The 23288-nt window shown below is 58.0% G+C and carries 13 protein-coding genes; 6 read left to right on the top strand and 7 right to left on the bottom strand.

Translation table 11 applies throughout. From position 1 onward, the window contains the following. The first annotated feature begins 10 nt into the window (after positions 1-10). Positions 11-757: a BPL-N domain-containing protein gene (locus M9Q49_RS19590; protein ID WP_254510517.1), complete on the top strand. Its 747-nt coding sequence runs from the start codon at positions 11-13 to the stop codon at positions 755-757. A 73-nt stretch (positions 758-830) separates the two neighbouring features. Here the strand turns inward: M9Q49_RS19590 and glgP are convergent, their stop codons facing one another. Both glgP and M9Q49_RS19580 read right to left on the bottom strand, forming a co-directional pair. Further along, positions 831-3026, bottom strand: a complete 2196-nt coding sequence (glgP, locus tag M9Q49_RS19585; protein WP_254510516.1) for an alpha-glucan family phosphorylase — start codon at positions 3024-3026, stop codon at positions 831-833. 313 nt (positions 3027-3339) lie between these two features. Next, positions 3340-3807: an FxsA family protein gene (locus tag M9Q49_RS19580; protein ID WP_254510515.1), complete on the bottom strand. Its 468-nt coding sequence runs from the start codon at positions 3805-3807 to the stop codon at positions 3340-3342. 259 nt (positions 3808-4066) lie between these two features. On the opposite strand from M9Q49_RS19580, the gene clpB reads away from it, so the two are divergent. Beyond that, the gene (clpB, locus tag M9Q49_RS19575; RefSeq protein WP_254510514.1) at positions 4067-6718 is read left to right on the top strand and encodes an ATP-dependent chaperone ClpB; all 2652 of its coding nucleotides are present in this window, start codon (positions 4067-4069) and stop codon (positions 6716-6718) included. Between the two features lie 576 nt (positions 6719-7294). Here clpB and M9Q49_RS19570 read toward each other — a convergent pair. Next, positions 7295-8248: a 3'-5' exonuclease gene (locus M9Q49_RS19570; RefSeq protein ID WP_254510513.1), complete on the bottom strand. Its 954-nt coding sequence runs from the start codon at positions 8246-8248 to the stop codon at positions 7295-7297. A 195-nt stretch (positions 8249-8443) separates the two neighbouring features. On the opposite strand from M9Q49_RS19570, the gene M9Q49_RS19565 reads away from it, so the two are divergent. Then, entirely contained in the window at positions 8444-9856 is a 1413-nt protein-coding gene (locus M9Q49_RS19565) for a sulfatase family protein (protein ID WP_254510512.1), read from the top strand. A 159-nt stretch (positions 9857-10015) separates the two neighbouring features. Here M9Q49_RS19565 and M9Q49_RS19560 read toward each other — a convergent pair whose 3' ends face one another. Together M9Q49_RS19560 and M9Q49_RS19555 are read right to left on the bottom strand one after the other, a co-directional pair. Beyond that, positions 10016-10699 carry a transposase gene (locus M9Q49_RS19560; RefSeq protein ID WP_254510511.1) on the bottom strand — a complete coding sequence of 228 codons (684 nt, stop codon included), beginning with the start codon at positions 10697-10699 and terminating at the stop codon, positions 10016-10018. A gap of 96 nt (positions 10700-10795) precedes the next feature. Beyond that, positions 10796-11767, bottom strand: a complete 972-nt coding sequence (locus M9Q49_RS19555) for an HDOD domain-containing protein (protein ID WP_254510510.1) — start codon at positions 11765-11767, stop codon at positions 10796-10798. Positions 11768-11998: 231 nt separating this feature from the next. Between M9Q49_RS19555 and M9Q49_RS19550 the strand changes: the two genes are divergently transcribed. The 3 genes from M9Q49_RS19550 (at position 11999) to M9Q49_RS19540 (ending at position 19902) form a co-directional block, all read left to right on the top strand. Then, positions 11999-13555 (top strand): AAA family ATPase, encoded by a 1557-nt coding sequence (locus tag M9Q49_RS19550; RefSeq protein WP_254510509.1) that lies wholly within the window; start codon positions 11999-12001, stop codon positions 13553-13555. 58 nt (positions 13556-13613) lie between these two features. Next, positions 13614-14768, top strand: a complete 1155-nt coding sequence (locus M9Q49_RS19545; protein WP_254510508.1) for a Gfo/Idh/MocA family protein — start codon at positions 13614-13616, stop codon at positions 14766-14768. A gap of 379 nt (positions 14769-15147) precedes the next feature. After that, positions 15148-19902: a S8 family serine peptidase gene (locus M9Q49_RS19540; protein ID WP_254510507.1), complete on the top strand. Its 4755-nt coding sequence runs from the start codon at positions 15148-15150 to the stop codon at positions 19900-19902. 121 nt (positions 19903-20023) lie between these two features. Here M9Q49_RS19540 and carA read toward each other — a convergent pair whose 3' ends face one another. Further along, on the bottom strand, positions 20024-21169 hold the full coding sequence (gene carA / locus M9Q49_RS19535) for a glutamine-hydrolyzing carbamoyl-phosphate synthase small subunit (protein ID WP_254510506.1): 1146 nt from the start codon (positions 21167-21169) through the stop codon (positions 20024-20026). A 634-nt stretch (positions 21170-21803) separates the two neighbouring features. Then, complete coding sequence (locus M9Q49_RS19530; RefSeq protein WP_254510505.1) at positions 21804-23081, bottom strand: aminotransferase class I/II-fold pyridoxal phosphate-dependent enzyme; 1278 nt, start codon at positions 23079-23081, stop codon at positions 21804-21806. Between the last annotated feature and the right edge of the window lie 207 nt (positions 23082-23288).

Raw genomic sequence — 23288 nt, 5'->3', positions numbered from 1 at the left:
GAGACAGAGTATGTTGCGTTCGATTTGGAATTGGCTGGTTATTGGCTTGGTGCTCACTGGTTCGCTGGTGCGGGCCGAAGAGCCGAAGATTGCAGTCGCCGTTTACGACGACCTCGGCGCGACGTCGAGCAAGGAAAAGTTGATCACCGCGCTCGGCAAGAGCGATCGCTTTGAGGTGACTCGCTTGAAAGCCGAAGACATTCGTGCTGGAAAGCTCGCCGATCATCTTGTCGTGATGCTTCCCGGCGGCAGCAGCAATACGCAAGGCGCGACGCTGGGCGAGGAGGGCCGTGAGGAGATTCGGAAGTTCGTTCGCGGCGGCGGCGGCTACATCGGCATTTGTGCCGGGGCTTATCTGGCTACGAACGATTACGACTGGTCGCTGCACATTCTGAATGCCAAGGTGATCGATCGTCGGCACTGGGCCCGCGGCGTGGCCGACCTGGAGCTTTCGTTTGATGAAGGGAGCAAGTACCTGCTCGGTGTTCCCACCGACCGCTTGATCCTCCATTACCACCAGGGGCCTCTGCTCGCGCAAGCGGGCAAGGATGGCTTGCCGGAGTATCGCGAGTTGGCGAAATTCGAAACGGAGGTCGCCAAGAATGGCGCTCCGACGGGTGTGATGGTGGGCACCACCGCGATCGCTGCCGCTGACTTCGGCATGGGGCGCGTCCTCTGCTTCAGCCCTCATCCGGAACTGACCAAGGATCAAGAAGCGATGGTTCACCGCAGCGTGGAGTGGGCTGCGAAGAAATAGCCGTCAAGAAAGAAAAAAGCCGTAGCATCGGTAGACGCTACGGCTTCTGAATGTCTCATTCGCTGCGGTCGAACTACTTCGACGTCATATCGCAGCTCAAGCCACCTGCCGAGGGCACGTAGCAGTACTTCGCGTAGTCCATCACCATACGGTGAGCCGAGAACCGCCAGGCCAGCGTGCTGATGCTGTTCATCATTCGCTTGATCCATTGCCGCGGTAGACCGTCGACGTCGCGGTCGTAATACATCGGCACCACTTCATCTTCGATGGCTTGGAAGAGGAAATCGGCGTCGCGGCGATCAGTAGACTTGTCATCGTGATGGCTCTTGCCATGGCCGATCGCAAAGCCGTTCGCACCGTCGTAAGCTTCGGCCCACCAACCGTCGAGAATCGACAGGTTCAAACCGCCGTTGAGCACGGTCTTCTGACCAGACGTGCCCGACGCTTCGAGAGGCCGGCGCGGGTTGTTCAACCACACGTCGACCCCCTGAATCATGTGACGGCAGACGTTCATGTCGTAGTCTTCGACGTAGACAATTTTGCCCGCGAACCGCGGATCGTGGCGCAGATTGGCAATCGTCTTGATGAAGCCCTTGCCAGGTTCATCTTTCGGGTGTGCCTTGCCGGCATAGACGAATTGAACGGGCCGTTCCTTGTCGTTCACCAGCGCGGCCAAACGATCAGGATCGCTCAGCAGCAACGTGGCCCGCTTGTAAGTGGCAAAGCGGCGACCGAAGCCAATGGTGAGGACATTCGGGTCGAGGACATTGCGAGCATTTTCAATCGTCTCGTCGCTCTCGCCGCGGCGACGGCATTGCCGGCTGACGCGACGGCGAACGAACGCGAGGAGGAGATTCTTCAGCGCGTTGTGCGTTTCCCACAGTTCGCCTGGATCGACGTTGTGAATCGCTTGCCACACTTCGGGCTCACCCATCCGGTAAATCCATTGGGCGACGAAGTGCCGGTCGTACAGCTGCATCATCTGCGATGCGAGCCACGTGGGAATATGCACGCCGTTGGTGATGTGGCCGATCGGAATTTCTTCCTCGACGCGCCATGGCCAGAGCTGCGCCCACATGCGGCGGCTGATGTGGCCGTGCAATTGGCTCACCGCGTTGGCTTTGCGCGAGAGCTTCAAGCCGATGACCGTCATGCAGAACGGTTCTTGCGTGTTCTGCGGTTCGACGCGGCCGAGCCCCATGAATTGGTCATAGCTGATGCCCAGCGAGTCACGCAGCGGTCCCAAGTGCTCTTCGACGAGTTCACCAGGGAAGCGATCGTGACCGGCCGGAACCGGCGTGTGCGTGGTGAAACAGGTCTGGCGAGCGACTTCGCGGAGCGCTTCGTCAAACGGCAAGCCGTCGTCATGCATCCGTTCCCGAATGACTTCGAGCGGGCCGAAGCCGCTGTGACCTTCGTTCAAGTGATAAACACCCGGATGAATACCAAGGGCTCGCAGCGCCTTCACGCCGCCAACGCCCAGCACGAGTTCCTGGCGAATGCGGGTTCGTTCGTCACCGCCGTACAAACGGCTGGTTAGCTCGCGATCTTCAGGGCTGTTGCCATCGACGTCGCAATCGAGCAAGTACAACCGCACGCGGCCGACTTGCATCATCCACACCTTGGCAAACAGTGCGCCGCCGCGGGTATCGACCCGAACAGTGATCGGCTTGCCTTCGGGCGAGAGGGCCGGTTCGATCGGCATGTTCTCGACCTTAGTGTCGAGATATTCTTCGCGCTGGAAACCGGTGTCGTCGAGCTGTTGCTTGAAGTAACCCTGATCGTAGAACAAGCCGATGGCCACCAGGTTCACACCGAGGCCGCTCGCGCTTTTGACGTGATCGCCCGAGAGCACCCCGAGGCCGCCCGAGTAAATCGGAATCGATTCGTGCAGACCGAACTCTGCCGAGAAATACGCAACCGGGTTGCCGCCCAGCACGCCAGCGTGCGTGGCCGCCCAGGTCTTGGTATTGGCCATGTATTCCTTCAGCCGGCGATGCGCGTAATTGATTCGGCTGTAGAGAACCATTTCGGCCGCACGACTGGCGAGGCGTTCGGCGTTGAATTCGCGGAGCAGCGCGATCGGGTTGTGATCGAGCTGCCGCCAGCGGATGGGATCGAGATCGCGAAAGATGCTGATGACTTCGGGGTGCCAGGTCCACCACAAGTTTTTGGCGAGGGCCCAGCACTTGTCATAAATTGCTGCAGCCGATAATTCGCCGGCCATTTGTGTAGATTCCGAGAGAGCCGCCGACTCGATCGTTGACATTGAGGGTTCCTTCTCCACCGTCACGGAATACAGCTACCGAAATCCAGCTTCCGACTGCCCGCGGATCACAGGAGAGGACCGCGGCATTCAATGCAGGCGGGCCAGTGGCAGCGGCCGCGCATATAGGTGGGTCTTATCGGCGCAATGGCCCCCTTGTCAAGAGTCCGGCATTAATTGTCACCTTTAGCCACCGCGAACAGGGGCCTTACGGCGGACGATCTGCCGGTAAGGCTGATTTTACGGCAAACGCAGGATTGGATTATTTTTTGAGCTCATTCAAAAAATCGCCAGTCGCATAGCTTGCCGCAGCGGATCAATCGGCCGAATCGCTTTTGCCAGGAATGTTATCGACGATGTACGAATCGATGACTTCCGTTCGGCCGCTGTTGGGTGGTGCGCCTTGCTGCGTGAATTTGCTGACCACGCGGGCTTGAAAATACCAAACGACAAATCGCCGATACCGAGGCCGCAACGGCGGGATCAACAACGTGATGCCCACCACATCGGTTAGCACCCCGGGCAAGATTAGTAGTACCGACGCCAACACAACCAGCGCACCATCCATGAGCGAATCGGTCGGCATGCGGCGATTACGCAGGTCATCTTGAATCTTGCGCAAGGCCGCCAATCCTTGCCACCGAAGCATGACCGTGCCGAGCAAACCCGTGATCACAACAAATAACACTACGGTAGTGACGCTCGTGTACTTCCCGAGCAGCAGGAGAAGCGTCAGCTCGACCAGGGGAAAAATCACGCAGAAAAGGAACAGGCGGGCGAGCAAGGAATGTCCTCTGGTGTGAGGTGCGAGGCTGCTGGCATTGTAGCGTGGATCGGCAGATGCGACGCAAGTCGGAGACTAGCTCATTTGGGTGGCGTTCGTGATTCGAGCCCCATTTTGAATCCCTGGCGAATCGATCGTGTGTGTTTGGCGGCGCTCCCACCAATTGGAACGGTGTTTGCTTATCTAGACCTCGGCGCACGGAATCTGTCATTCTGTTCGCTGCAGCCCTTCAACTCTTTCTCTCTTCAACCTCTCTTCTATGCCTTTCCGTTTCGACAAACTTACGATCAAAGCTCAAGAAGCCGTTTCCGCCGCCCAGAATCTGGCCGGTGAGCGCGGCAATCCCGAAATCGACCCGCTCCACTTGCTCAGCACGTTGCTGGACGAGAAAGAGGGGCTCGTTGCGCCCGTGCTCGAAAAAATCGGCGTTCGCTTGCCGCAGCTTTCGCAACAAGTAGCCGGCGAACTGAACCGACTGCCGAAGTCGAGCGGCGGTTCGCAGCCGAATCCTAATCGCGCGCTCTCACAAGTGCTCGAAGGCTCGGCCAAGGAAGCGGAACAGCTGAAGGATGAGTTCGTCTCGACCGAGCATCTGCTCCTCTCGCTGACGAAGCACGGCGGTACTGCGAAGAATCTGCTGCAAGTGAACGGCGTGCGCGACGACGATATTCTGAACGCGCTGAAGAGCGTTCGTGGCAGCTCGCGCGTCGTCGATCAAAATCCGGAAGACAAATTTCAAGCTCTCAAAAAGTACGGCATCGACCTCGTCGAAAAGGCCCGTGGTGGCAAGCTCGATCCCGTCATCGGCCGCGACAACGAGATCCGCCGCGTGGTGCAGGTCCTCTCGCGCCGCAGTAAGAACAATCCCGTCCTCATCGGCGAGCCCGGCGTCGGCAAAACCGCCATCGCCGAAGGTCTCGCGCAGCGGATCGTGCAAGGCGACGTGCCGCAGAGCTTGAAGAATCGTCGTGTCATCGCGCTCGATCTAGGCCAACTCATCGCTGGCGCGAAGTATCGCGGCGAATTCGAAGATCGCCTGAAAGCCGTCCTCCGCGAAGTGCAGGAGAGCAACGGCCAAGTGATTCTGTTCATCGATGAACTCCACACCGTCATCGGCGCTGGTGCTGCCGAAGGGGCCGCCGACGCTGCCAATCTCTTGAAGCCCGCGCTGGCCCGCGGCGAACTCCGCTGCATCGGTGCGACGACACTTGATGAATATCGCAAGCACGTCGAAAAAGACGCGGCCCTCGAACGACGTTTTCAGCCGGTTTACATCGGCGAACCGTCCGTCGAAGACACGATCGGTATCTTGCGCGGCCTGAAACCGCGCTACGAAGCGCATCACGGCGTGAAGATAAAAGACAGCGCGCTTGTCGCCGCGGCGAAGCTCTCGGGTCGCTACATCACCGAGCGTTTCCTGCCCGACAAAGCCATCGACCTGGTCGACGAAGCCGCCAGCAAGCTGGCCATCGAACTCGACAGCGTGCCGAGCGAAATCGACGAAGTGCAGCGCCGCCAACGGCAGCTGGAACTCGCCCTGCGCCAACTCGCCGAAGAGAGCGAAGAATCGGCCCTCGAGCAAAAAGCCGAAGTAGAAGCCGAACTGACCGAAGTCAAACGGAAACTCGCCAGCTTGCGCGAACAGTGGGAAGCCGAGAAGCTCAGTGTCAGCGACGTGCAGAGCGTGCGCAAGGATCTTGAGAAGGCTCAGCTGGAGTACTCGCAACTCGAATCGGCCATCAATCAAAAGCAATCGGCGGGCGTTGTCCCGAGCGAAAGCGATTTCCAAAAACTGATGCAATTGCACAAGCAGCGCGATACGCTGCGCAAGCAAGTTGAAGCGTCGGATGAGAAAGAAGACGCCGCCGGCGACAAGCAAGCTGCAAAAAAATCCGAGCGTCGCCTGCTCCGTCGCGAAGTGACCGAAGACGAAATCGCCGAGGTCGTGAGCGCCTGGACCGGCATTCCCGTGACTCGCATGCTCGAAACCGAGCGGGCAAAACTCCTCGTCATGGAAGAGCGTCTCCATCAGCGCGTCATCGGCCAGGACGAAGCCGTTGTCGCCGTGTCGAATGCTGTTCGCCGCAGCCGCAGCGGTCTGCAGGATCCGAACCGCCCCATCGGCTCCTTCATTTTCCTCGGCCCGACTGGCGTCGGCAAAACGGAACTCTGCAAAGCCCTCGCCGAAGTGATGTTCGACGATGAACACGCGATGGTCCGTATCGACATGAGCGAATTCACCGAGAAACACAACGTGAGCCGCCTCATCGGCGCTCCACCCGGCTACGTCGGTTACGAAGAAGGTGGCAAGCTCACCGAAATGGTCCGCCGCCGTCCGTACTCGGTCGTGCTGCTCGACGAAATCGAGAAAGCGCATCGCGATGTGTTCAACGTGCTACTGCAGGTTCTCGACGACGGCCGTCTGACCGACGGTCAAGGAAATGTCGTGGACTTCACGAACACGATCATCGTGATGACCAGCAACATCGGCAGCCAACTGATCCAAGAAATCGCCCGCGAAAACGGCAGCTTGGAAGAGATGAAGGAAGGCGTGAAAGAGGCCCTGCAAGCCAAGTTTGCGCCGGAGTTTCTCAACCGGATCGACGAGACGATCGTCTTCCATCCGCTCCAGCGCGAAGACCTCGGCAAGATCGTCGAAATCCAACTCGGCCGGCTGCGCAAGCAACTCGCCGCGCAAGAGATCGATCTGGAAATCACTCCGGCTGCGAAACTGGAACTTGCCGACGAAGGTTACGACCCGCTCTACGGAGCGCGCCCCCTGAAGCGCGTGATCCAACAGCGGATCCAAAATCCGCTCGCCAGCGAAATCCTCCGTGGATCGGTCTCGCCGAAGACAGGTGTGAAGATCGACTACAGCGGTGATGAGTTTGTGTTTGAGGGAATTAAGTAACTGGTGAGTTCATTTTTTCAAAAAACACTCCGAACGGAACGTTCGGAGTGCACATTTATTGTTGCGAAATATCTTTGCGATCAACATTTAGTCGGCAGATTTAGCGTTTTCTGAGAGTCGAGCCTCTGCCCGTTCAATTCTTGCCTTGCCGTCCTCTTCCAGGACCACTCCTCCTGTGACAAGACCACCCCCCAGAATCTTTACCCGCGGTTCTGGTGCAGACATCAAACCTCCACCGGCTGTTTGAGCAGATCTTCCGCCGATAACCTCTGCTTGACCGACCCTCTTGTCAAAATTCGGGTCACCGGAATCGCAGCCAGAGAAGATCAACGCAATGCACCCTATTCCAGTTGCAAATAAATCTCCGCACTTTCGCTTCATCCGTCTCTCCTGTACGGCCACTGAACTCCACCATCGCATCGATGATGATTTACTAATCGTATCGTGTACTCGTCGTTGTTGTCAAAATCTTGGCAACACTTTGGTTTCCTTGCCGTTGATTGAGACTGACTGCTCTTCCGATCCATATCAGAAACAGAGTGAGAGCCTTCGAAGCAGCCGAACTGCTTTTGTGGATTACATACCCGGTGCCCAACCCAGTTTTGCGAGGCACGCATTCAGTCTCTTGAGCTTGCGTGACTCGCGATCGTCGATCCACCGGTCGGCGGCAAATTGCGAGAGGACACTGACAAAGGCCCGTGCATGAATCACGCGAATTTGTTCTTCCTGTAGTCCGCCACGAGCGCGCTCTGCAGCGACATACTCAAGTTCTTCCTCCGTGATTTCCAAATCGGCGAGCACGGTCTTCAGGGCATCCCAGTAAGCAGCAATCGCCTGGCGGGTGGGATCGACAGGAGCAGCGACGCCCGCGCGCGACACTAATTTGTCGAATCGACGCAATCCGAAAGTGGTCGGATCTGGGAACGGGCTGCAACCAAAGCTGCTGTTGAATTTGTAAGTCCTTAGATTTGCGAGGTCGGCAAAGGTGGCCACGCCTTGACGCTGAATCTCGGACAAATAGCAGGCATACAACTGACTCGCGGCCAGTGCGTCTTGCGAGGCAAAGTGGCTCGAAGCAAATTCGACAGAATGGAACCGGCAGGCGTCTTCGAGTTTGCAGCGTGTTCCCAAGCCAAGCATCGTCCGCAGGTACATCAAGCAAAAATGGGGCGGCTGGTGCATCACCCCCGCATTGGCTAACTCATAGTTGAGAAACCTGATATCGAAATAAACGTTATAGGCAGCAAGGATGCAGCCTTGCGTGGCGGTCAGCAGTTCTCCGGCAATGTCTTTGAACTTGGGAGCCGATGCGACATCGGCATCGCTAATCCCATGAACTTCTGTCGCAGCCATTGGGCGACAAGGATTGATAAGAGTATCGAACACTAATCGCGGCGATTTGCCTGGATCAATTCGCACGACGGCCACTTCTACGACTCGGTCAAATCCTGGAGTCAGGCCTGTGGTTTCGAAGTCGATGACGGCTACTGGCATTTCAGTAATACGCCGTGTTGCAATCCCGGAATTCATGGCAGGTTCCTTGGAAGAGTTAGGATCGGCTAAGAATACTCATTGGCCACCCAATTGCAACGAAATCATGCTCGTTCAATGCGATTGCTCTCGCCGGGGCTTAGCGAGCGTTGCCTTGCGAATCGTTCGCTCGCAGCGATACGATGGCAGCCAATGGACTTTGCATTGCGGCGAGAAATTTAAGAAGAACAACGAATGCCTCACTCCCCCTCTGCTCTGCGCACTCTGTGTCTCTGTGGTGTATTTCTCGTAACCCTGGCAATCCCCGCATACGCCGCTCCCAACATCGTCCTCATTTTCTGCGACGACCTCGGCTATGCGGACATCGGTTGCTACGGCGCGAAGGGTTACACCACTCCGCATCTCGATCAGATGGCGAAAGAGGGAGTCCGTGCTACCGACTTTGAAGTCGCCGCTGCCGTTTGCAGCGCCTCGCGTGCCGCGTTGATGACGGGCTGTTATCCGCAGCGCGTCGGCATTCTCGGTGCGCTCGGCCCGAATGCGAAGCATGGTATTGCTGCCGATGAAAAGTTATTGCCGGAATTGTTGAAGGAACAAGGCTACGCGACGGCCATTTTCGGCAAGTGGCACTTGGGCCATCATCCGCAGTTTCTGCCGCAGCGGAACGGCTTTGATCGTTACTTCGGCTTGCCATACTCCAACGACATGTGGCCGAATCATCCGACGACGAAGACCTTTCCGCCGCTGCCGCTCATCGATGGCGAAAAGACAATTGAGACCAATCCCGATCAAACGCAACTCACCACGTGGTACACCGAGCGGGCGGTGAAGTTTATCGAAGAGAGCAAAGACAAGCCGTTCTTTCTCTACGTTCCGCATAGCATGCCGCACGTGCCGTTGTTTGTCTCCGACAAGCATCGCGGGAAAACGGAGAACGGTCTCTTCGGCGATGTCATTACCGAGATCGATTGGAGCGTCGGCCAGATTCTCGGCACGCTAAAGCGACTGAACCTCGATGACAACACGCTGGTGATGTTTGCGTCGGATAACGGCCCTTGGCTGTCGTACGGTAATCACGCGGGCTCGGCGGGCGTTTTCCGCGAGGGGAAAGGAACGACCTGGGAAGGAGGGCATCGCGTGCCGTTCATTGCTCGCTGGCCCGGCAAGATTCCGGCTGGTCGTGAATGCAACGAACTTTGTTCGACGATCGATATTCTGCCGACGTGCGTGAAGCTTGCCGGTGGCAAAGTTCCCGACGATCGGATCATCGACGGCAAGGACATTTGGCCGTTGCTGACCGATGCCAGCGCGAAGTCGCCGCATGAAGTTTTCTATTACTACTGGGACAACGGCCTTGATGCGATTCGCAGCGGTGAATGGAAGCTTCACTTCCCGCATGCATATCGCTGGTTCAAAGGACCTGCGGGCAAAGACGGCCTACCGAACGGTTATGGTCAGGCTAAAACCGGCCTGGAGTTATACAACCTGAAAACTGATCCGGCGGAAAAGATCGACGTGGCTGCGGCGAATCCCGAAGTCGTCGCGCGATTGCAAAAGTTGGCGGAAGTCGCTCGCGAGGATTTGGGCGATTCGCTCACGAAACGCGAAGGGAAGAATCGACGTGCGGAGGATAAGTTGAAGGAGTAGCTCGAGGAGTAGGCAGTTAGCAAGGTCGCGTAGTTCGAAGCCATGCTTCGAACGAGCGGACATTCGATTTGAGGCAGACTGTGCAATTTCTTCGCCGCTAATTTTGCCGCGACCTTTTCACGCTAGTTCGAAGCATGGCTTCGAACTACGCGATCCCGACTATGTTCCCAGGTTTTCGAAGAGCCAACCCGCGGCGGTCCACTTGGGGTTGATCCAACGAGGGATGCGGTCAATGGCAAGATTAGCGCGGCGAGCGTTGTCGCCGATGTATTGTAGGCAGCGCCAGAGGTGCTCTTCGTCGCGGACAATCCGATCAAACGATTCGTGTTGCCAGAGTTGGCCCGATTGGCCGAGTGCCAGGTTGATTTCGCGCGCGGCGTTTGCCTTCCAAGCCTGCACGATTGATTCGAGCGGATTGTGTTCGTCGGAATATGGCCGCACCAGCACATGTACGTGATTGGGCATGATCACGTAAGCGCCAAGTTCATACTGCACGCCGTCGAAATGCTTGAGTTTTTGCTCGACGACGCTTGAACTAGCAAGGTCTTGCAAAATGCACGAGCCACTACCCTCATCGAGCCAACGTTCGATGTGTACCATCGTCGTATGCGAAATTTGTTGCCATTGACTCTCAGAACGGGGCGGTGGATTCAGACGCTCCCATTGCGCTCGCAGAGCCGTCAGTTCTCGCAATCTGCCATCGGGGATTGAGTCGCCTAAGCGGAAGGTTGTGAAGTACGTCGCGCCTTCCTGTCGCCAATGTGGCAGTGCGCGATAGTAGACTCGCAAGGGACGATGTTCATCGAGGCCGAGAAAGCCAGGTGGAGCGGGCAGGTTCCACATCGCGTAGCTCGCAAGAAGGTTGCGCAGCGGGGGAAGCGAACGGCCACCATCGTAGCAGGCTCGCTCGTTCGAAGCGTGGCTTCGAACTACGCGATCCTAACCAGTAGCCAAAGATCCAGCGCGGCCCAGCGTTGGTTCTAGCTCATCCCAGATGATGGCGAGCGAGATCTGATCAAGACCGAGGCCGGCGTAGACCTGGTCGGGCGGGGCGGGGACGTTGTGGATTCCCAGCGACGTCCAGCCGGCGCGGCTGCACAGGTAGTTGGCGATGGCGACGACGTGAACGAGGTCGCGATGCGGGCCGCGGTATTCGCCGGGCGAATGGTGATAGGCGATGGCGTCGACGACGGGTTCTGGCAAGCACCACTTGGCCGCGACGAAGCCGCCGAGCAACGCGTGATCGAAGGAGAGAACCTGATTCTCGGCTTCGCAGGTCGAAACGGTCGGCGAGATCATCGAGACGACCTGGCAGAAGTGCCGGCGTAGCGATTGATCGATGAGGATGATGCCCAGGTCGTGCAGCAGCCCGGCGATATACGCTTCTTCGGGCACGCCGCGGCCGCAAACGCGGGCTACGAGTCGCGCGGCAGCACCGACCGCGACGCAGTGTTCCCACAGCGCTTCGCGCCGATATGTGCCGTGATGGCCGGGCGTTTCGTACAACCGCGACATGCAGACCGTCATGGCCAGATTGCGGATTTCACGATAGCCGAGCAGGCTGATCGCGGTTCGCAGGTCGGTGATCTTGGTCGAGAGCGCGTAATAAGACGAGTTGAGCCGGCGGAGGATTCGCGCGACGAGAATGGGATCGGTTTGGATCGCTTCGCGCAGTTCGTCGGGCTGGGCATTTTCTGAATCGGTGATCTGCAGCACTTTTTGCGCGATCACCGGCAGCGTAGCGACTTGTTCCATGCGAACGAACAAACGCTCGAGCGAATCGCGCCGCGCGGGCTCGATGGCGTCGATGGTCGCTGCTTTTGGCTGGGTTGTCTGTGTCACTACTGCCTCGCCCGAAAGTCCCACGGCCCGCCGCGTATGGTTCCGCTGCGGCAGGCTACAGAACTTCATCAAAAATCTAGTTCATGGGCGAGCTTGGAGCGGCAGCGAAGGGAGTAGATGACGTCACTTGTCCAAGAATCGTTATCTCGGCTGGCACAATCGTCACGAGCGGAACTTTTGCGGCAGCGACGGTCTAACGGCAGATGACAAATTGCTAAGTCGCCGCGACAGCCTGTCGCCGCCGGTCGATTTGACCCACCCGCACCAGCGACCTAGGTTTGGGCCAGAGAGGCGTGTGGCATGACCAAATCGACCGACAATAGTTTGATGGCACTGCTGGGCAAAAAAGCCGGCGGCACCGACACTTGGACTGCGCTGGCGGCAAAAGCGCCGACGCACGAACCGGTCGAGGCGAAGTCGCCAGAGAAAGACGCCAAGCTCCAGCAACTGCTGCAGCGGATCAATTCGCTCACTGCGCCTGCCGATCCACGTAAGACGGCTAGCCCCACGGCTGCGCCGAAACCGGCGACGCCGGAACAAACGAATACAACCGTGGCCGGTGCTGTTGCCGTTGCCGAAGCCGATCCGGCGATGACGGACGAGTTCTTGCCGATCGAACCGCCGACCGTACGCGATGCGGGCCTCACCGACAGCGAAGTCGAAGCGCTGTTGCTCAAGTTCTTGCTGGCCCGCGGCGATCTCACCGGCCGCGAAATGGCCGATCAAGTGCGCATGCCGTTTGTGCTGGTCGATTCGCTGCTGCGCCAGTTGAAGCAGGATCAGCTGCTGATTTATCGCAGTTCGGCGCCGATGAACGACTACGTTTATCAGCTGACCGATCTCGGCCGCGAACGCTCTCGCCGATATATGGAGCACTGCACGTACTTCGGTTCGGCGCCAGTTTCGCTGATGGATTACATCCTCGGCATCACGGCCCAATCGCTCACCAAGCAACATCCGTCGCAGGAAGATCTCAGCCGCGCATTCGGCGATATCCTCGTCAATCAGAACATGCTCCGCCGCCTCGGCCCGGCCATCAACAGCGGCCGCGGCTTGTTCCTCTACGGCTCGGCAGGTAACGGCAAAACGACGATCGCCGAGCGCGTGACGCGGGCCTTCGGGCAATACATTTGGATTCCTCGCGCAATCGGCGTCGACGGCGAAATCATCCGCCTCTTTGATCCGGTCAATCACGAAGAATGTCCGCTGCCGCAGAATACGGGGCTGCTCGATCAATCGCGCCTCGATCGCCGTTGGGTTCGCATTCGTCGACCGACGATCGTCGTCGGTGGCGAATTGACGATGGACAGTCTCGAAGTCACGCTTAATCGCTCGACTGGCATCAGCGAAGCTCCGCTGCAACTCAAGAGCAACTGCGGCACGCTGGTGATCGACGACTTCGGCCGGCAAAAGATGAGCACCGATCAGCTGCTCAATCGCTGGATCGTGCCGCTGGAAAAACGCTACGACTATTTGAACCTGCCGAACGGCAAGAAGATTCAGGTGCCGTTTGATCAGTTGATCGTGTTCTCGACGAATCTCGAACCGAAGCAGCTTGTCGACGAAGCGTTCCTCCGACGTATTCCGTACAAGATTGAAGTACTCAATCCGAGCGAAGACGAATTCCGCAAGCTCTTCGAAATGATGTGCCCGAAGCTGGGCTTCACCTATAGCACGGGGCCGATCGACTATCTGATCAACAAGCATTACAAGTCGGTCAACCGCCCATTCCGCGCGTGCCAACCGCGCGACTTGCTGCTGCAAGTGAAAAACTTCTGTGCCTATCTCAAGCAACAGCCGGAGTTGAGCCCGGAGTTTCTCGACCTGGCAGTCGAGAACTATTTTGCGGTGATGTAGTGCGCGCAGTAGGACGGACCATTGGTCCGTCTCAATGAACTTGTTCGGCGAAGGAAGAGTGACTCGCAGTTCTAGACGAACCAATGGTTCGTCCTACGGCGGGGCGATTACAATTCGCTTTGGCTTTGCATCGCTCACTCTTGCTTCGGGCATCATCATGCCGCGTCTCGCCTTTCTTGGTGTCGATCATCCGCACGGCGCGCATTGGCGGCAGCTTTTGCAAAATGTTGCCGATGAAGCGCCGATCGTGGCGTTGGTGCCGGCGTTCGGGAATGGCACGGCGAGTCTTGAGGAGCGTTTCGCTCATTTGCCGCGGTTTGGTTGCGTCGAGGATTTGCTGCGTTGGAATGAGTTCGACGCTGCCGTGGTCTGCTTACCCAATCGCGATGGTCCGGAAGTGATGGCCAAACTGATCCGCGCGGGGAAGCATGTGCTGGCCGAAAAGCCGGTCGGCAGTTCGGCGGCCCAGGTGCAGGGAGTTGTTGATGCGTTGCGGGAGCAACCGCAGGTCGCGTTTCAAACGGGTTATATGTGGCGGTACGACGAAGGCTCCGAGCGAATCGCGGCGATGATTCGCGATGGCCGCTTCGGCAAGCTGATTAGCATCGAGATGACCTTCGTCACCAGCGATATCGCTCGTCGCGGCGCGGGGCATTATTTGTTCGATCCCGAGTTCAGCGGCGGTGGCTTTTTCAGTTGGCTGGCCTGCCATCAACTTGATCTGCTGTTTTATTTGACTGGCCAGGCCGTTGTCGGCGTGACCGCGCGCACCGGGCAGTTTGGCGCGCACGAGATTGCCGTCGATGACGGCGGCGTGGCAATTCTCGATCTGGAAGGTGGCCTGGCGACCTTCACAGGCGGTTACTGGTTCCCGCGCTGGACCAGCGAGAACCGTCTGACGATCCGTGGTAGCGAACGATGGCTGCAATGGGATCCAACTCGCCAGGGAACCGGCGGCTTGCTCGAGATTCACGGCCCCATGCCGCAATGGCATGCGATGGAGGAAACCTTCGCGCTGCCGGTGGACGAAACTCCGGGCTATGGCGGCAAGAAAGGACTCGCACTCGTGCGCGATTGGTTGGCCTGTATGCAGAACCCCGGCCAGCGCTGTCGCAGCACCGGCGAATCGATGCAAAACACGCTGCAGCTGATCGATACGATCTATCAGGCGAGCCGAGAAGGTCGGCGGATCGAATGCCGGATCGGGCCTTAGCGTTCCCCTGGAAGGCGGGGGCTGGATTGGCGCACGACGCGAAGCGCGATGGCGACCGCCGCCCTCCATTACTTTGGCGATTTTCTTACTTGCCATGACCGGGCGAGTTGTTGAGACTACGCAGTGCAACTGGCAGTGGCTGGGCCTGTTGCGGAACTTTTCTTTCGTCGGAAGCGTCAAGGTCGTGCGGGGGTATGGATTTTTCCGTCCGGATGGTCTGAGCCCGCGCCTAGTAATTGCCACGACGTTGCTAAAGTTTCGTCGAATAGTGGCAACGCCAGAATCCCGTAATTAAACTGGGCTTCGTACCTAGGAACTTCCTGGACTTTTCGGCAAAGCAGTTCTGTGCTGTCCGGACCTCACCCCAAGGGTCACTGTCGTGAGCTTTTTGGCGCAATCGAAGAAAAATCGGCAATCGCGGCGCAACGCCAACTCTCGCAAAGACTTCCGTCGCTTCTTTTTGGAGCAACTGGAAGCGCGACAGGTGATGACCACGCTGACCGGCACCACCGTCGACCCATTTGACCCGTTTCCACCCAAAGATCCCGGTGGCAACACTGGTGGTGGAACGTTCTTCGAGCAGGCTTTGGACAACTACGACGGCACGAAAGTCGTCGCTTCGGATCCGCGGGTGGTGGCTTGGGATACCGCCAGCTTTGTGACAGATAGTTTCCTCGTTCGCTTTCAAGAATGGGTGACTCAACCCGAGGCAGAAGCGACACTGGCCAACGAAGCGCCAGGCTCGTCGCTTATTGAGTGGGATGAAGATCTGCACAGTGCTTGGGTGAACTTGCCAACGGATTCCACTCGGCAAGAAGTGCTCGACACGAGCCGGCATTTCTTGACGCTCAGCAACACGCTGTACGCCGAGCCGAACTTCACGCGTGAAACTCGCCGCACTCCCAACGATACGCGCTATCCGCTGCAGTGGAATTTGAACAACACGGGACAGATGATTCCCGACGGCACTGCGCCAATTCCGAACTTTTATGCCGGTCTGGCCGACGCCGATATCGATGCGCCGGAAGCCTGGGATCTGACGACGGGCAGCCCTAATACGGTGATCGCGATTCTTGACTCGGGCTACAACAAGTTCGAGTCGGACATGCAGGCCAACTACTGGGTCAATCCGCGCGAAATTCAAAACGGCAAGGATGACGATGGCAACGGCGTGATCGACGACTTCAACGGCTACGATGCCGCGATGCACGATGGCGATCCGCAAGACGATAACCAGACCGAGCACGGGATGAACGTGGCTTCGGTCGCCGCGGCGCCTGGTAATGACAACGTCGGCATGACCGGCATTAGCTGGAATTCGAAGCTGATGTTCGTCAAGATCGAAGACGACACTGGCGCGATCACGACCGGCGGCATTATTGGAGGCCTGAATTACGTCACCAAGATGAAGGGGACGTTTGGCGTCAACATTGTCTCGGCGAACATGAGCTTTGGTGGGCCGAACTTCAGCTTTTCGGAATTCGACGCGCTGAAGAAACTCGGAGCCAAGGACGTGCTGGTTGCGGGCGCCGTAGCCAACCAAGGGTTCAATCACGATACGACGTTCGACTCGCCAACCGGCTATAACGTCGATCAACTGATCACGGTCACGGCTTCGAATGCCTATGACGAAATGCAAGTTCCGGGTCCCGCGATGATTCCGGGCGGGTTGCCGGAATTTGGCTATGGCGCAACGCAGGTCGATATTGCCGCACCGGGCATCGACGTCATGCTCACTGGCTTTCGCCAGATCGTGGGGCCAGGGCAGATTACGAACATTGCGATCGGCACCGGTACTTCTTTTGCCACGCCGCTGGTCGCGGGTACCGCAGCGCTCATTCGCTCGCTAGCGCCCTATTTGACTGCCGTGGAAGTCAAAAATCTCATCATCAATACCGCGGATAAGATTCCGTACATGAACAATCTCAATGTGGCCGATGGCCGCTTGAATGCGTTCACTGCATTGAATTCGATTCCCAAGACCACCATCAGCGGTACGGTCTTTCAGGATGCCAACAACGATAAACGGCAAGGGATTGGCGAAGGTGGCCTTGGTGGCTGGACTGTTTATCTGGATGTGAACAATAACAGCGTGTTCGACGTCGGCGAGCCGAGCGGCGTGACGGTGACGAACACGACCGGCACGGGTCCCGAGACGGGAACTTATGCCTTCGATGCCTGGGTCAACACAGGTACGTATCGCGTGCGGCAGGTCGTGCAAACACCTTTCACGCAAACCACTCCGGTTACCACGAGCAATGGCGGCGCGTTCGTCATCACGGTTGCCACGCGGGGCCAGGACTTCGCCAATGTCAATTTCGGCGATCGCATGACGCCGGGCACGATTAAGGGAACCAAGTTCCTCGACCTCGATGGCGACGGCGTGCGTGATCCTGGTGAGCCGGGCATGCAGGGCGTCTTGTTCTATGTCGACGTGAACAACAACGGCCGCATCAACGTTGGTGAGCCTGGCGCCTATACCGATATCAACGGCAACTTCACCATTCCGAACGTTCAGCCCGGCACTTATCCGGTGCGCGAGGTTCTCGGCGGCGGTTTTATTCCCACAGTCCCCGCGACAACCAATGCCGCAGGTTTTGCCGATCCGTACATCGATGTGACGGTCGTGAGCGGCACGACCACCAATCCACCAATCGTCTTCGGCAACCGAGCAGCCCGCGACTATGGCGACTTGCCGGAATCGTTGCCGGGCATTCCCAATGCCTTCAGTACGACCATTGCCAAGGGTGGTCCGTCGCACGGCATTCTGCCCGGTTTCATGCTGGGCACGAAGCAGGATTTTGAAGCCAACGGCATCCCCTCGGTTGCAGCCACCGGCGACGACAACGATCCCACGGGTGGGCCCAACGACGAAGATGGCCTGGTATCGGTTCAACTGGTTCAAGGTCAGAGTGGCTTTCTGACCTTCACCGTCACCAACAGCAACACGACCTCTGGCTATCTGCAAGCCTGGATCGACTTCGACGGCGATGGCAACTTCAATCAGGCCACCGATCAGATCGTCAAGAACTATCTCGCCTCGAACGGCTTGAACACGGTGCAGTTCGAGATTCCAGCCAATGCGGCACCGGGCGTAACGTATCTCCGCATGCGTTACTCGCACGACCGCAACCTGGGACCCAATGGACCAGCACAGGATGGCGAGGTCGAAGATTATCAGCTGCCGGTCTTCTCGGATGCTCCGATTGCGCGTCCCGATCGCTTCCCCGAGCAGCTCTTCCCGCCGCCGAACGACCCGCTGTATACGAACGATCCGCTGATCAAGCAGGAAACGGCGAACAATCCGCTCGATGTGCTCCGCAACGATCCGCTCCCGATCTCGCTGCAACTCAAGATTCTGCCCGGCAGCTTCCCGGCCAACATCGACGGCAACTTGCTCACGCTCGATACCTCGGGCACTCGCGATGTGCTGCTGTTCACTCCGCGCGGCGGCACGAACCCGTTCACAGGCGTCTACACCTTCACCTATCAGGTGTACGATCCGACGACCTACGATCCGCTCGATCCGCTGGCTGATCCCAGCAAGCTTTCGAGCCCCACCACCGTGCAGGTGCTGGTGACCGCCAAGGATCCGCGGCCGGTCGACAATACCTTCACCATGGTCGGCAATGTGGTCTCGAACCCCTCGCCGCAGCCCGTCTCGATCACGATGGATGTGCTCGAAAACGACGTCTTCACGCCGTCGTCGCCCATCAGCGTCGGCAGCTTTACGCAGCCGAAAAAAGACCCCGCGGATTTGCTGCCCACTGGTACCGTGACGCGCGACACCGTGAACCCCAATCTGCTGGTGTATACGCCGCCAACGGGATTTGTCGGCACCGTGCAATTTACCTATGTGGCGACCGATGCGGATCCGAGCACGCTCGATGCCTCCGCCACCGTCACGATCCAAGTGACGAACAATCCGTCACCACCTGCAGCAGCCCCCGATGCTCAGTATCTCGCCGCGATTTCGTTGCGAGTTGTCGATGCTCGTGGATTCGTGCAGGGAGTTGATCCGGGCTTCCATATCGATAAGAACGAACTGTTCTTCGTCGACGTGATGAGCGAAGACCTGCGGCCGGGTGGCACCGATGCTGTCCGCGGCGTGGAAGCCGTCTTCCTCGACCTGCTGTACGACAAGGATTTCGCCGCAGTCGCCAATGCGGACTTTGATAACAACGGCACGATCACGCCCTACATCGATTTCCGGGCCCTCAATCCTGGCGACCCGGTTTACAACCTCGATAACAACGGCATTGTGAATTCGCCGGAAGGTGTGATTAACGAGCTCGGTTCGGCTCGCGACAATCGCGCTACAGGCGGCCCGGTCGGAATTGGTGTGAAGCATGTGGTGCGTATTGGCTTCAACGCTACTGCGGCTGGCACTTTCCGCTTTGTCGCCGATCCGGCCGAAGATGCCAGCGAACGTTCGCAAGTCGTGCTGGCGCCGCCAACCGTAGGCGACCCAAATCCTGTAGCGTTGCAAGATTCCCAGGTCTTCCTGGTGCCGCTGCCGACCATCACGATCTTGGATCCAGGTGCGCCAGAGTTCGTCAACTTGCGTAACGCACTCGATGTGAACGGTGATTCGCTGATCACTGCCTTTGACGCAATCACCGTCATCAACGAGTTGAATACGTATGGCACTCGCAGCTTGCAATCGCACCGACTGGCAGCGGCCAGCGAGTTGCCTGAATACTATATCGATGTCAACGGCGACGGTAATGTTTCGGCCTTCGATGCGATCCCGATCATAAATTGGTTGAACAGCGCAAGCTTCGCGTCCTTGCACGCTGGCGAAGATACCAGTGCGTCTGTCGCTCCGGCAGCCTCGGCCGGTGAATACACTGCGGAAGGAAGCTCGACCGGCAGTGATGCCGCAGCGCCAGTCGCAGCCAGTGTGCCGACCGTGGTTGTGTCGCCTCTGGCCACGAGCAGCAACAGCTCGTCGGCTAGTAGCTCGACCGGTGACAATAGCCAGCAGCAGTACTTGAGTGCTGTCGATCACTTGATGGCGAACAACAACAGCAGCAGCACGAGCAATGCAGCCGCAACCACGCCGTCGGAATGGGCCGATTTCTTCACCAGCACACCGTCATCGCGGAAGCGGTTCGGTTTGCGGAACAAGTAAGCGTGATTGAGATCGCTTGAAAAAAATAAGCGACCGCCAGACCTTAAGTTTGGCGGTCGCTTTTTTTGTTTGCCGAGAATGCCTCGCCTCGGCGTACCAAGGTGAGGGAGTTTTCGAACCACTAAACTGTCAGGCCTTTGGCTGCGGCCATCTGCTCGCGGAATTGGCGGAACAGATACCGGCTGTCGTGCGGTCCTGCCGAAGACTCGGGGTGATATTGCACGCTGAAGGCGGCAACTTCTTTGTGTCGCAGACCGGCGACGGTGTTGTCGTTCAGGTTGCGGTGCGTGATTTCGAGGCACGTTGGCAGCGAGTCTTCTTCCACGGCAAAGCCGTGGTTCTGCGACGTGATTTCGATCTTCTCGGTATCCAGGTTCTGCACCGGCTGATTGGCGCCGCGGTGGCCGAACTTCAGCTTGAATGTTTTGGCCCCGCAAGCGAGCCCCAGCAGCTGATGGCCAAGGCAGATGCCAAAGACCGGGGCCTTGCCCAGCACTCCGCGGATGCATTCCTGGGCGTAATGCAGCGGTTCTGGATCGCCGGGGCCGTTCGACAGGAACACGCCGTCGGGATTGAGTGCCAGCACGTCGGCAGCCGTCGAGGTGCCTGGCAGAATTGTCACGCGGCAACCTTCGTCGGTCAGGTGGCGGGCGATGTTCCACTTCATGCCGTAGTCGAGCGCCACGACGTGAAACCGCTGATCGTCAAACGCCGGGTTCGGCTCGATCGGCAGCTTGGCCCATTCGCTCAGTTTTTCATTCCAGCTGCGCGGTTGCTCGGGCAACACTTCACGCACCAGATCGCGGCCGACGAGCCCGGGGCTCGACTTGGCTTTGGCAATCAAGCTTTCGTCGTTCAGATCGACGCTGCTGATCACGCCCTTCAGCGCGCCGCGAATGCGCAGCCGCCGCACCAGCGCCCGCGTATCGATGCCAGCGAGGCCCACGATGTTGTGACGCTTCAGATAAGCGTCGAGCGATTCCTGCGAACGGAAATTGCTCGGTTTCTCGGTAAATTCCTTCACGATGAAACCGGCCAAGTGCGGCTTCTGGCTCTCGTGATCATCAGCACACACGCCGTAGTTGCCGATCTCGGTGTACGTCATGGTCACGATCTGACCGCGGTAGCTGGGATCGGTGAGGATCTCTTGATAGCCGGTCATCGATGTGTTGAAACAGACCTCGCCATCGATCTCGCCAATGGCGCCGAAGGCCGTGCCGGTGAAAACCGTTCCATCTTCCAGGGCAAGCTTTGCCGGTTGCGACATGCGGATGGGAACCTTTGCTGTGAATGGGGAGTTGGAAATCGTCCGAATGTCCCGCTCGCGGCGGGCAGCTTAAAGTCTTGTTAAGGATTGGCCCGATACCGATTCAATGGCTGTGGGTCTTCGGTCAGTGCGCAAGCATTTTCCGAACAGCCGTCCCGGAAGGGTTTCTGATGCGGCGATCAGAAGCCCTTCCATTTTTTATGCGCCCACATCTTCATTGGATCGGAAAAATCCAAACGCGAGAATTCTACCGGCAGAGTGGCGGTTCGGGTAGGAGACCGCTGCTATCATCCGTCTGGACTTGCCGCAAGTCGCAGAGGCCACGAGGCGGATTCAGCCGACTCGTTTAGCGAATAGCTGCATTAGATAGACCGCAGCGTGCGAGCGGGAAACGCGGAAATGAAGCATCCGCCCCCCCCGCTTTCGTACCCCGAGATTATAACAGGTGATGCAAAAAGTCATTTCTGTCGCAAGTCGTTGCTAAGAAAGACTTAGAGGCAAGAAATTCCTGCAATGCAGCATCCCAAATATTGCACTTTATTGCCACTAATTCGGGTGGCATCGATGTCGCTTGTCGATAGCGGAAAAGCATATCCGCTATCGATGTAGGTCGCGCTGAAGGCGATCCGGCTTCTTAGCCCGTTGCGCTAACGACACTCTTCTCAGCCCCATTGCTGGCTGGTTCGGTCGCTTGATGCGGCTTCGAATCGCGCTCTAAGCAACGCCCCATCTGTCGCAGGGCCTGCTTCAGCCGGTTCTCGTTTTCCACGAGCGCCATCCGGCAATAACCTTCGCCAGCCGAGCCGAAACCGGTGCCGGGACTGAGGGCCACGTTGGCGTTCTCGAGCATGTACATCGCAAAGTCGACCGAGTTCATCTGGCTGGCCCAGGGCTCAGGATATTTGCCCCACACAAACATGCCAGCCTTCGGCGTTGGCACTTGCCAGCCTTGCTTGCGTAGACCATCGAGCAGCAAATCGCGGCGGGCCTGGTAGATGCGCGATTGAGCTTCCACGGCAGCATCGGTGTGCCGCAGGGCGACGATGGCAGCGATCTGAATCGCTTGAAACAGGCCGTAATCGTAATAGCCCTTGATCACGCCGAGCGCCTTCACCATCTCCGGATTGCCGCAGCAAAAGCCGACGCGCCAACCGGCCATGTTGTAGCCTTTGCTCATCGTCGTGAACTCAACGCCCACTTCCTTCGCGCCCGGAGCGGCCAGAAAGCTCGGCGGTTGATACCCATCAAAGGCCACGTCGGCGTAGGCAAAGTCGCTGATCACCATGAAGCCGTATTTCTTCGCCAGCTTCACCACTTCCACCCAAAACTCTGGCTCAACGGTCACGCTCGACGGATTGTGCGGATAGTTGAACACCACCAACTTCGGTGGTGGCGACAGATGCTCACACGTGAAGGCGATATCCGACAAAAACCGTTCGTGATTGCCTACTTCCAGCGCAATCACGCTAGCGCCAGCCATGGCCACGGCATATTTGTGAGCGGGAAAAAACGGCGCGGGAATGATTACATTGTCGCCAGGGCCAACGGTGGCCAGCAACATGTGGCTGAAGCCTTCCTTCGAGCCGATGGTGACGACCACTTCGTTGTGCGGATCGAGTCGAACTCCGAACTTCCGCTGATATTTAGCCGCAACCTCGCGCTTTAAATTCAAGATGCCCGTGGCTTTGCTATAGCCATGGTTGTTCGGATCGCGGGCCGCTTCATTCAACTTGTCGATGACGACATCCTGCGGTGGCTCGCTCGGATTGCCCATCCCCAAGTCGATGACATCTTGCCCGGCTTGCCGCTTGGCGTCGCGAAGCGCGTTCACGCGTGCCAGCACATAGGGCGGCAGCTTGACCAGGCGATCGGCGAGTTGAATCTTGAACGGCGGACTCGGGTTGCTAGACATACGATCGATCTCAATCTTCATGCTCAAAAATGCGGAGAGGCACCCTTCAGAATAATCATCGGGTGAATTTCGCGATACGGGCAGGTCGGACCGGTGGAATCGTTACAGTTTGCCAAAACGGGTCAATTGCATGGTAATTTGAGGAGGCAAACGAGGCAAAAAGGTTCGCCCGGCTGTCCGTTGCCTGGGCGTTCGGGTGGGTTATGA

It is taken from the genome of Anatilimnocola floriformis (genome assembly GCF_024256385.1).
Lineage (GTDB): Bacteria > Planctomycetota > Planctomycetia > Pirellulales > Pirellulaceae > Anatilimnocola > Anatilimnocola floriformis.
This window is presented reverse-complemented; position numbering and strand designations above follow the sequence as displayed.

Coding starts and splice junctions, on each gene's coding strand:
- M9Q49_RS19590 (WP_254510517.1), top strand. CDS start 11: ATGTTGCGTTCGATTTGGAATTGGCTGGTTATTGGCTTGGTGCTCACT.
- glgP (WP_254510516.1), bottom strand. CDS start 3,026: ATGTCAACGATCGAGTCGGCGGCTCTCTCGGAATCTACACAAATGGCC.
- clpB (WP_254510514.1), top strand. CDS start 4,067: ATGCCTTTCCGTTTCGACAAACTTACGATCAAAGCTCAAGAAGCCGTT.
- M9Q49_RS19570 (WP_254510513.1), bottom strand. CDS start 8,248: ATGAATTCCGGGATTGCAACACGGCGTATTACTGAAATGCCAGTAGCC.
- M9Q49_RS19565 (WP_254510512.1), top strand. CDS start 8,444: ATGCCTCACTCCCCCTCTGCTCTGCGCACTCTGTGTCTCTGTGGTGTA.
- M9Q49_RS19560 (WP_254510511.1), bottom strand. CDS start 10,699: ATGTGGAACCTGCCCGCTCCACCTGGCTTTCTCGGCCTCGATGAACAT.
- M9Q49_RS19555 (WP_254510510.1), bottom strand. CDS start 11,767: ATGAAGTTCTGTAGCCTGCCGCAGCGGAACCATACGCGGCGGGCCGTG.
- M9Q49_RS19550 (WP_254510509.1), top strand. CDS start 11,999: ATGACCAAATCGACCGACAATAGTTTGATGGCACTGCTGGGCAAAAAA.
- carA (WP_254510506.1), bottom strand. CDS start 21,169: ATGTCGCAACCGGCAAAGCTTGCCCTGGAAGATGGAACGGTTTTCACC.
- M9Q49_RS19530 (WP_254510505.1), bottom strand. CDS start 23,081: ATGTCTAGCAACCCGAGTCCGCCGTTCAAGATTCAACTCGCCGATCGC.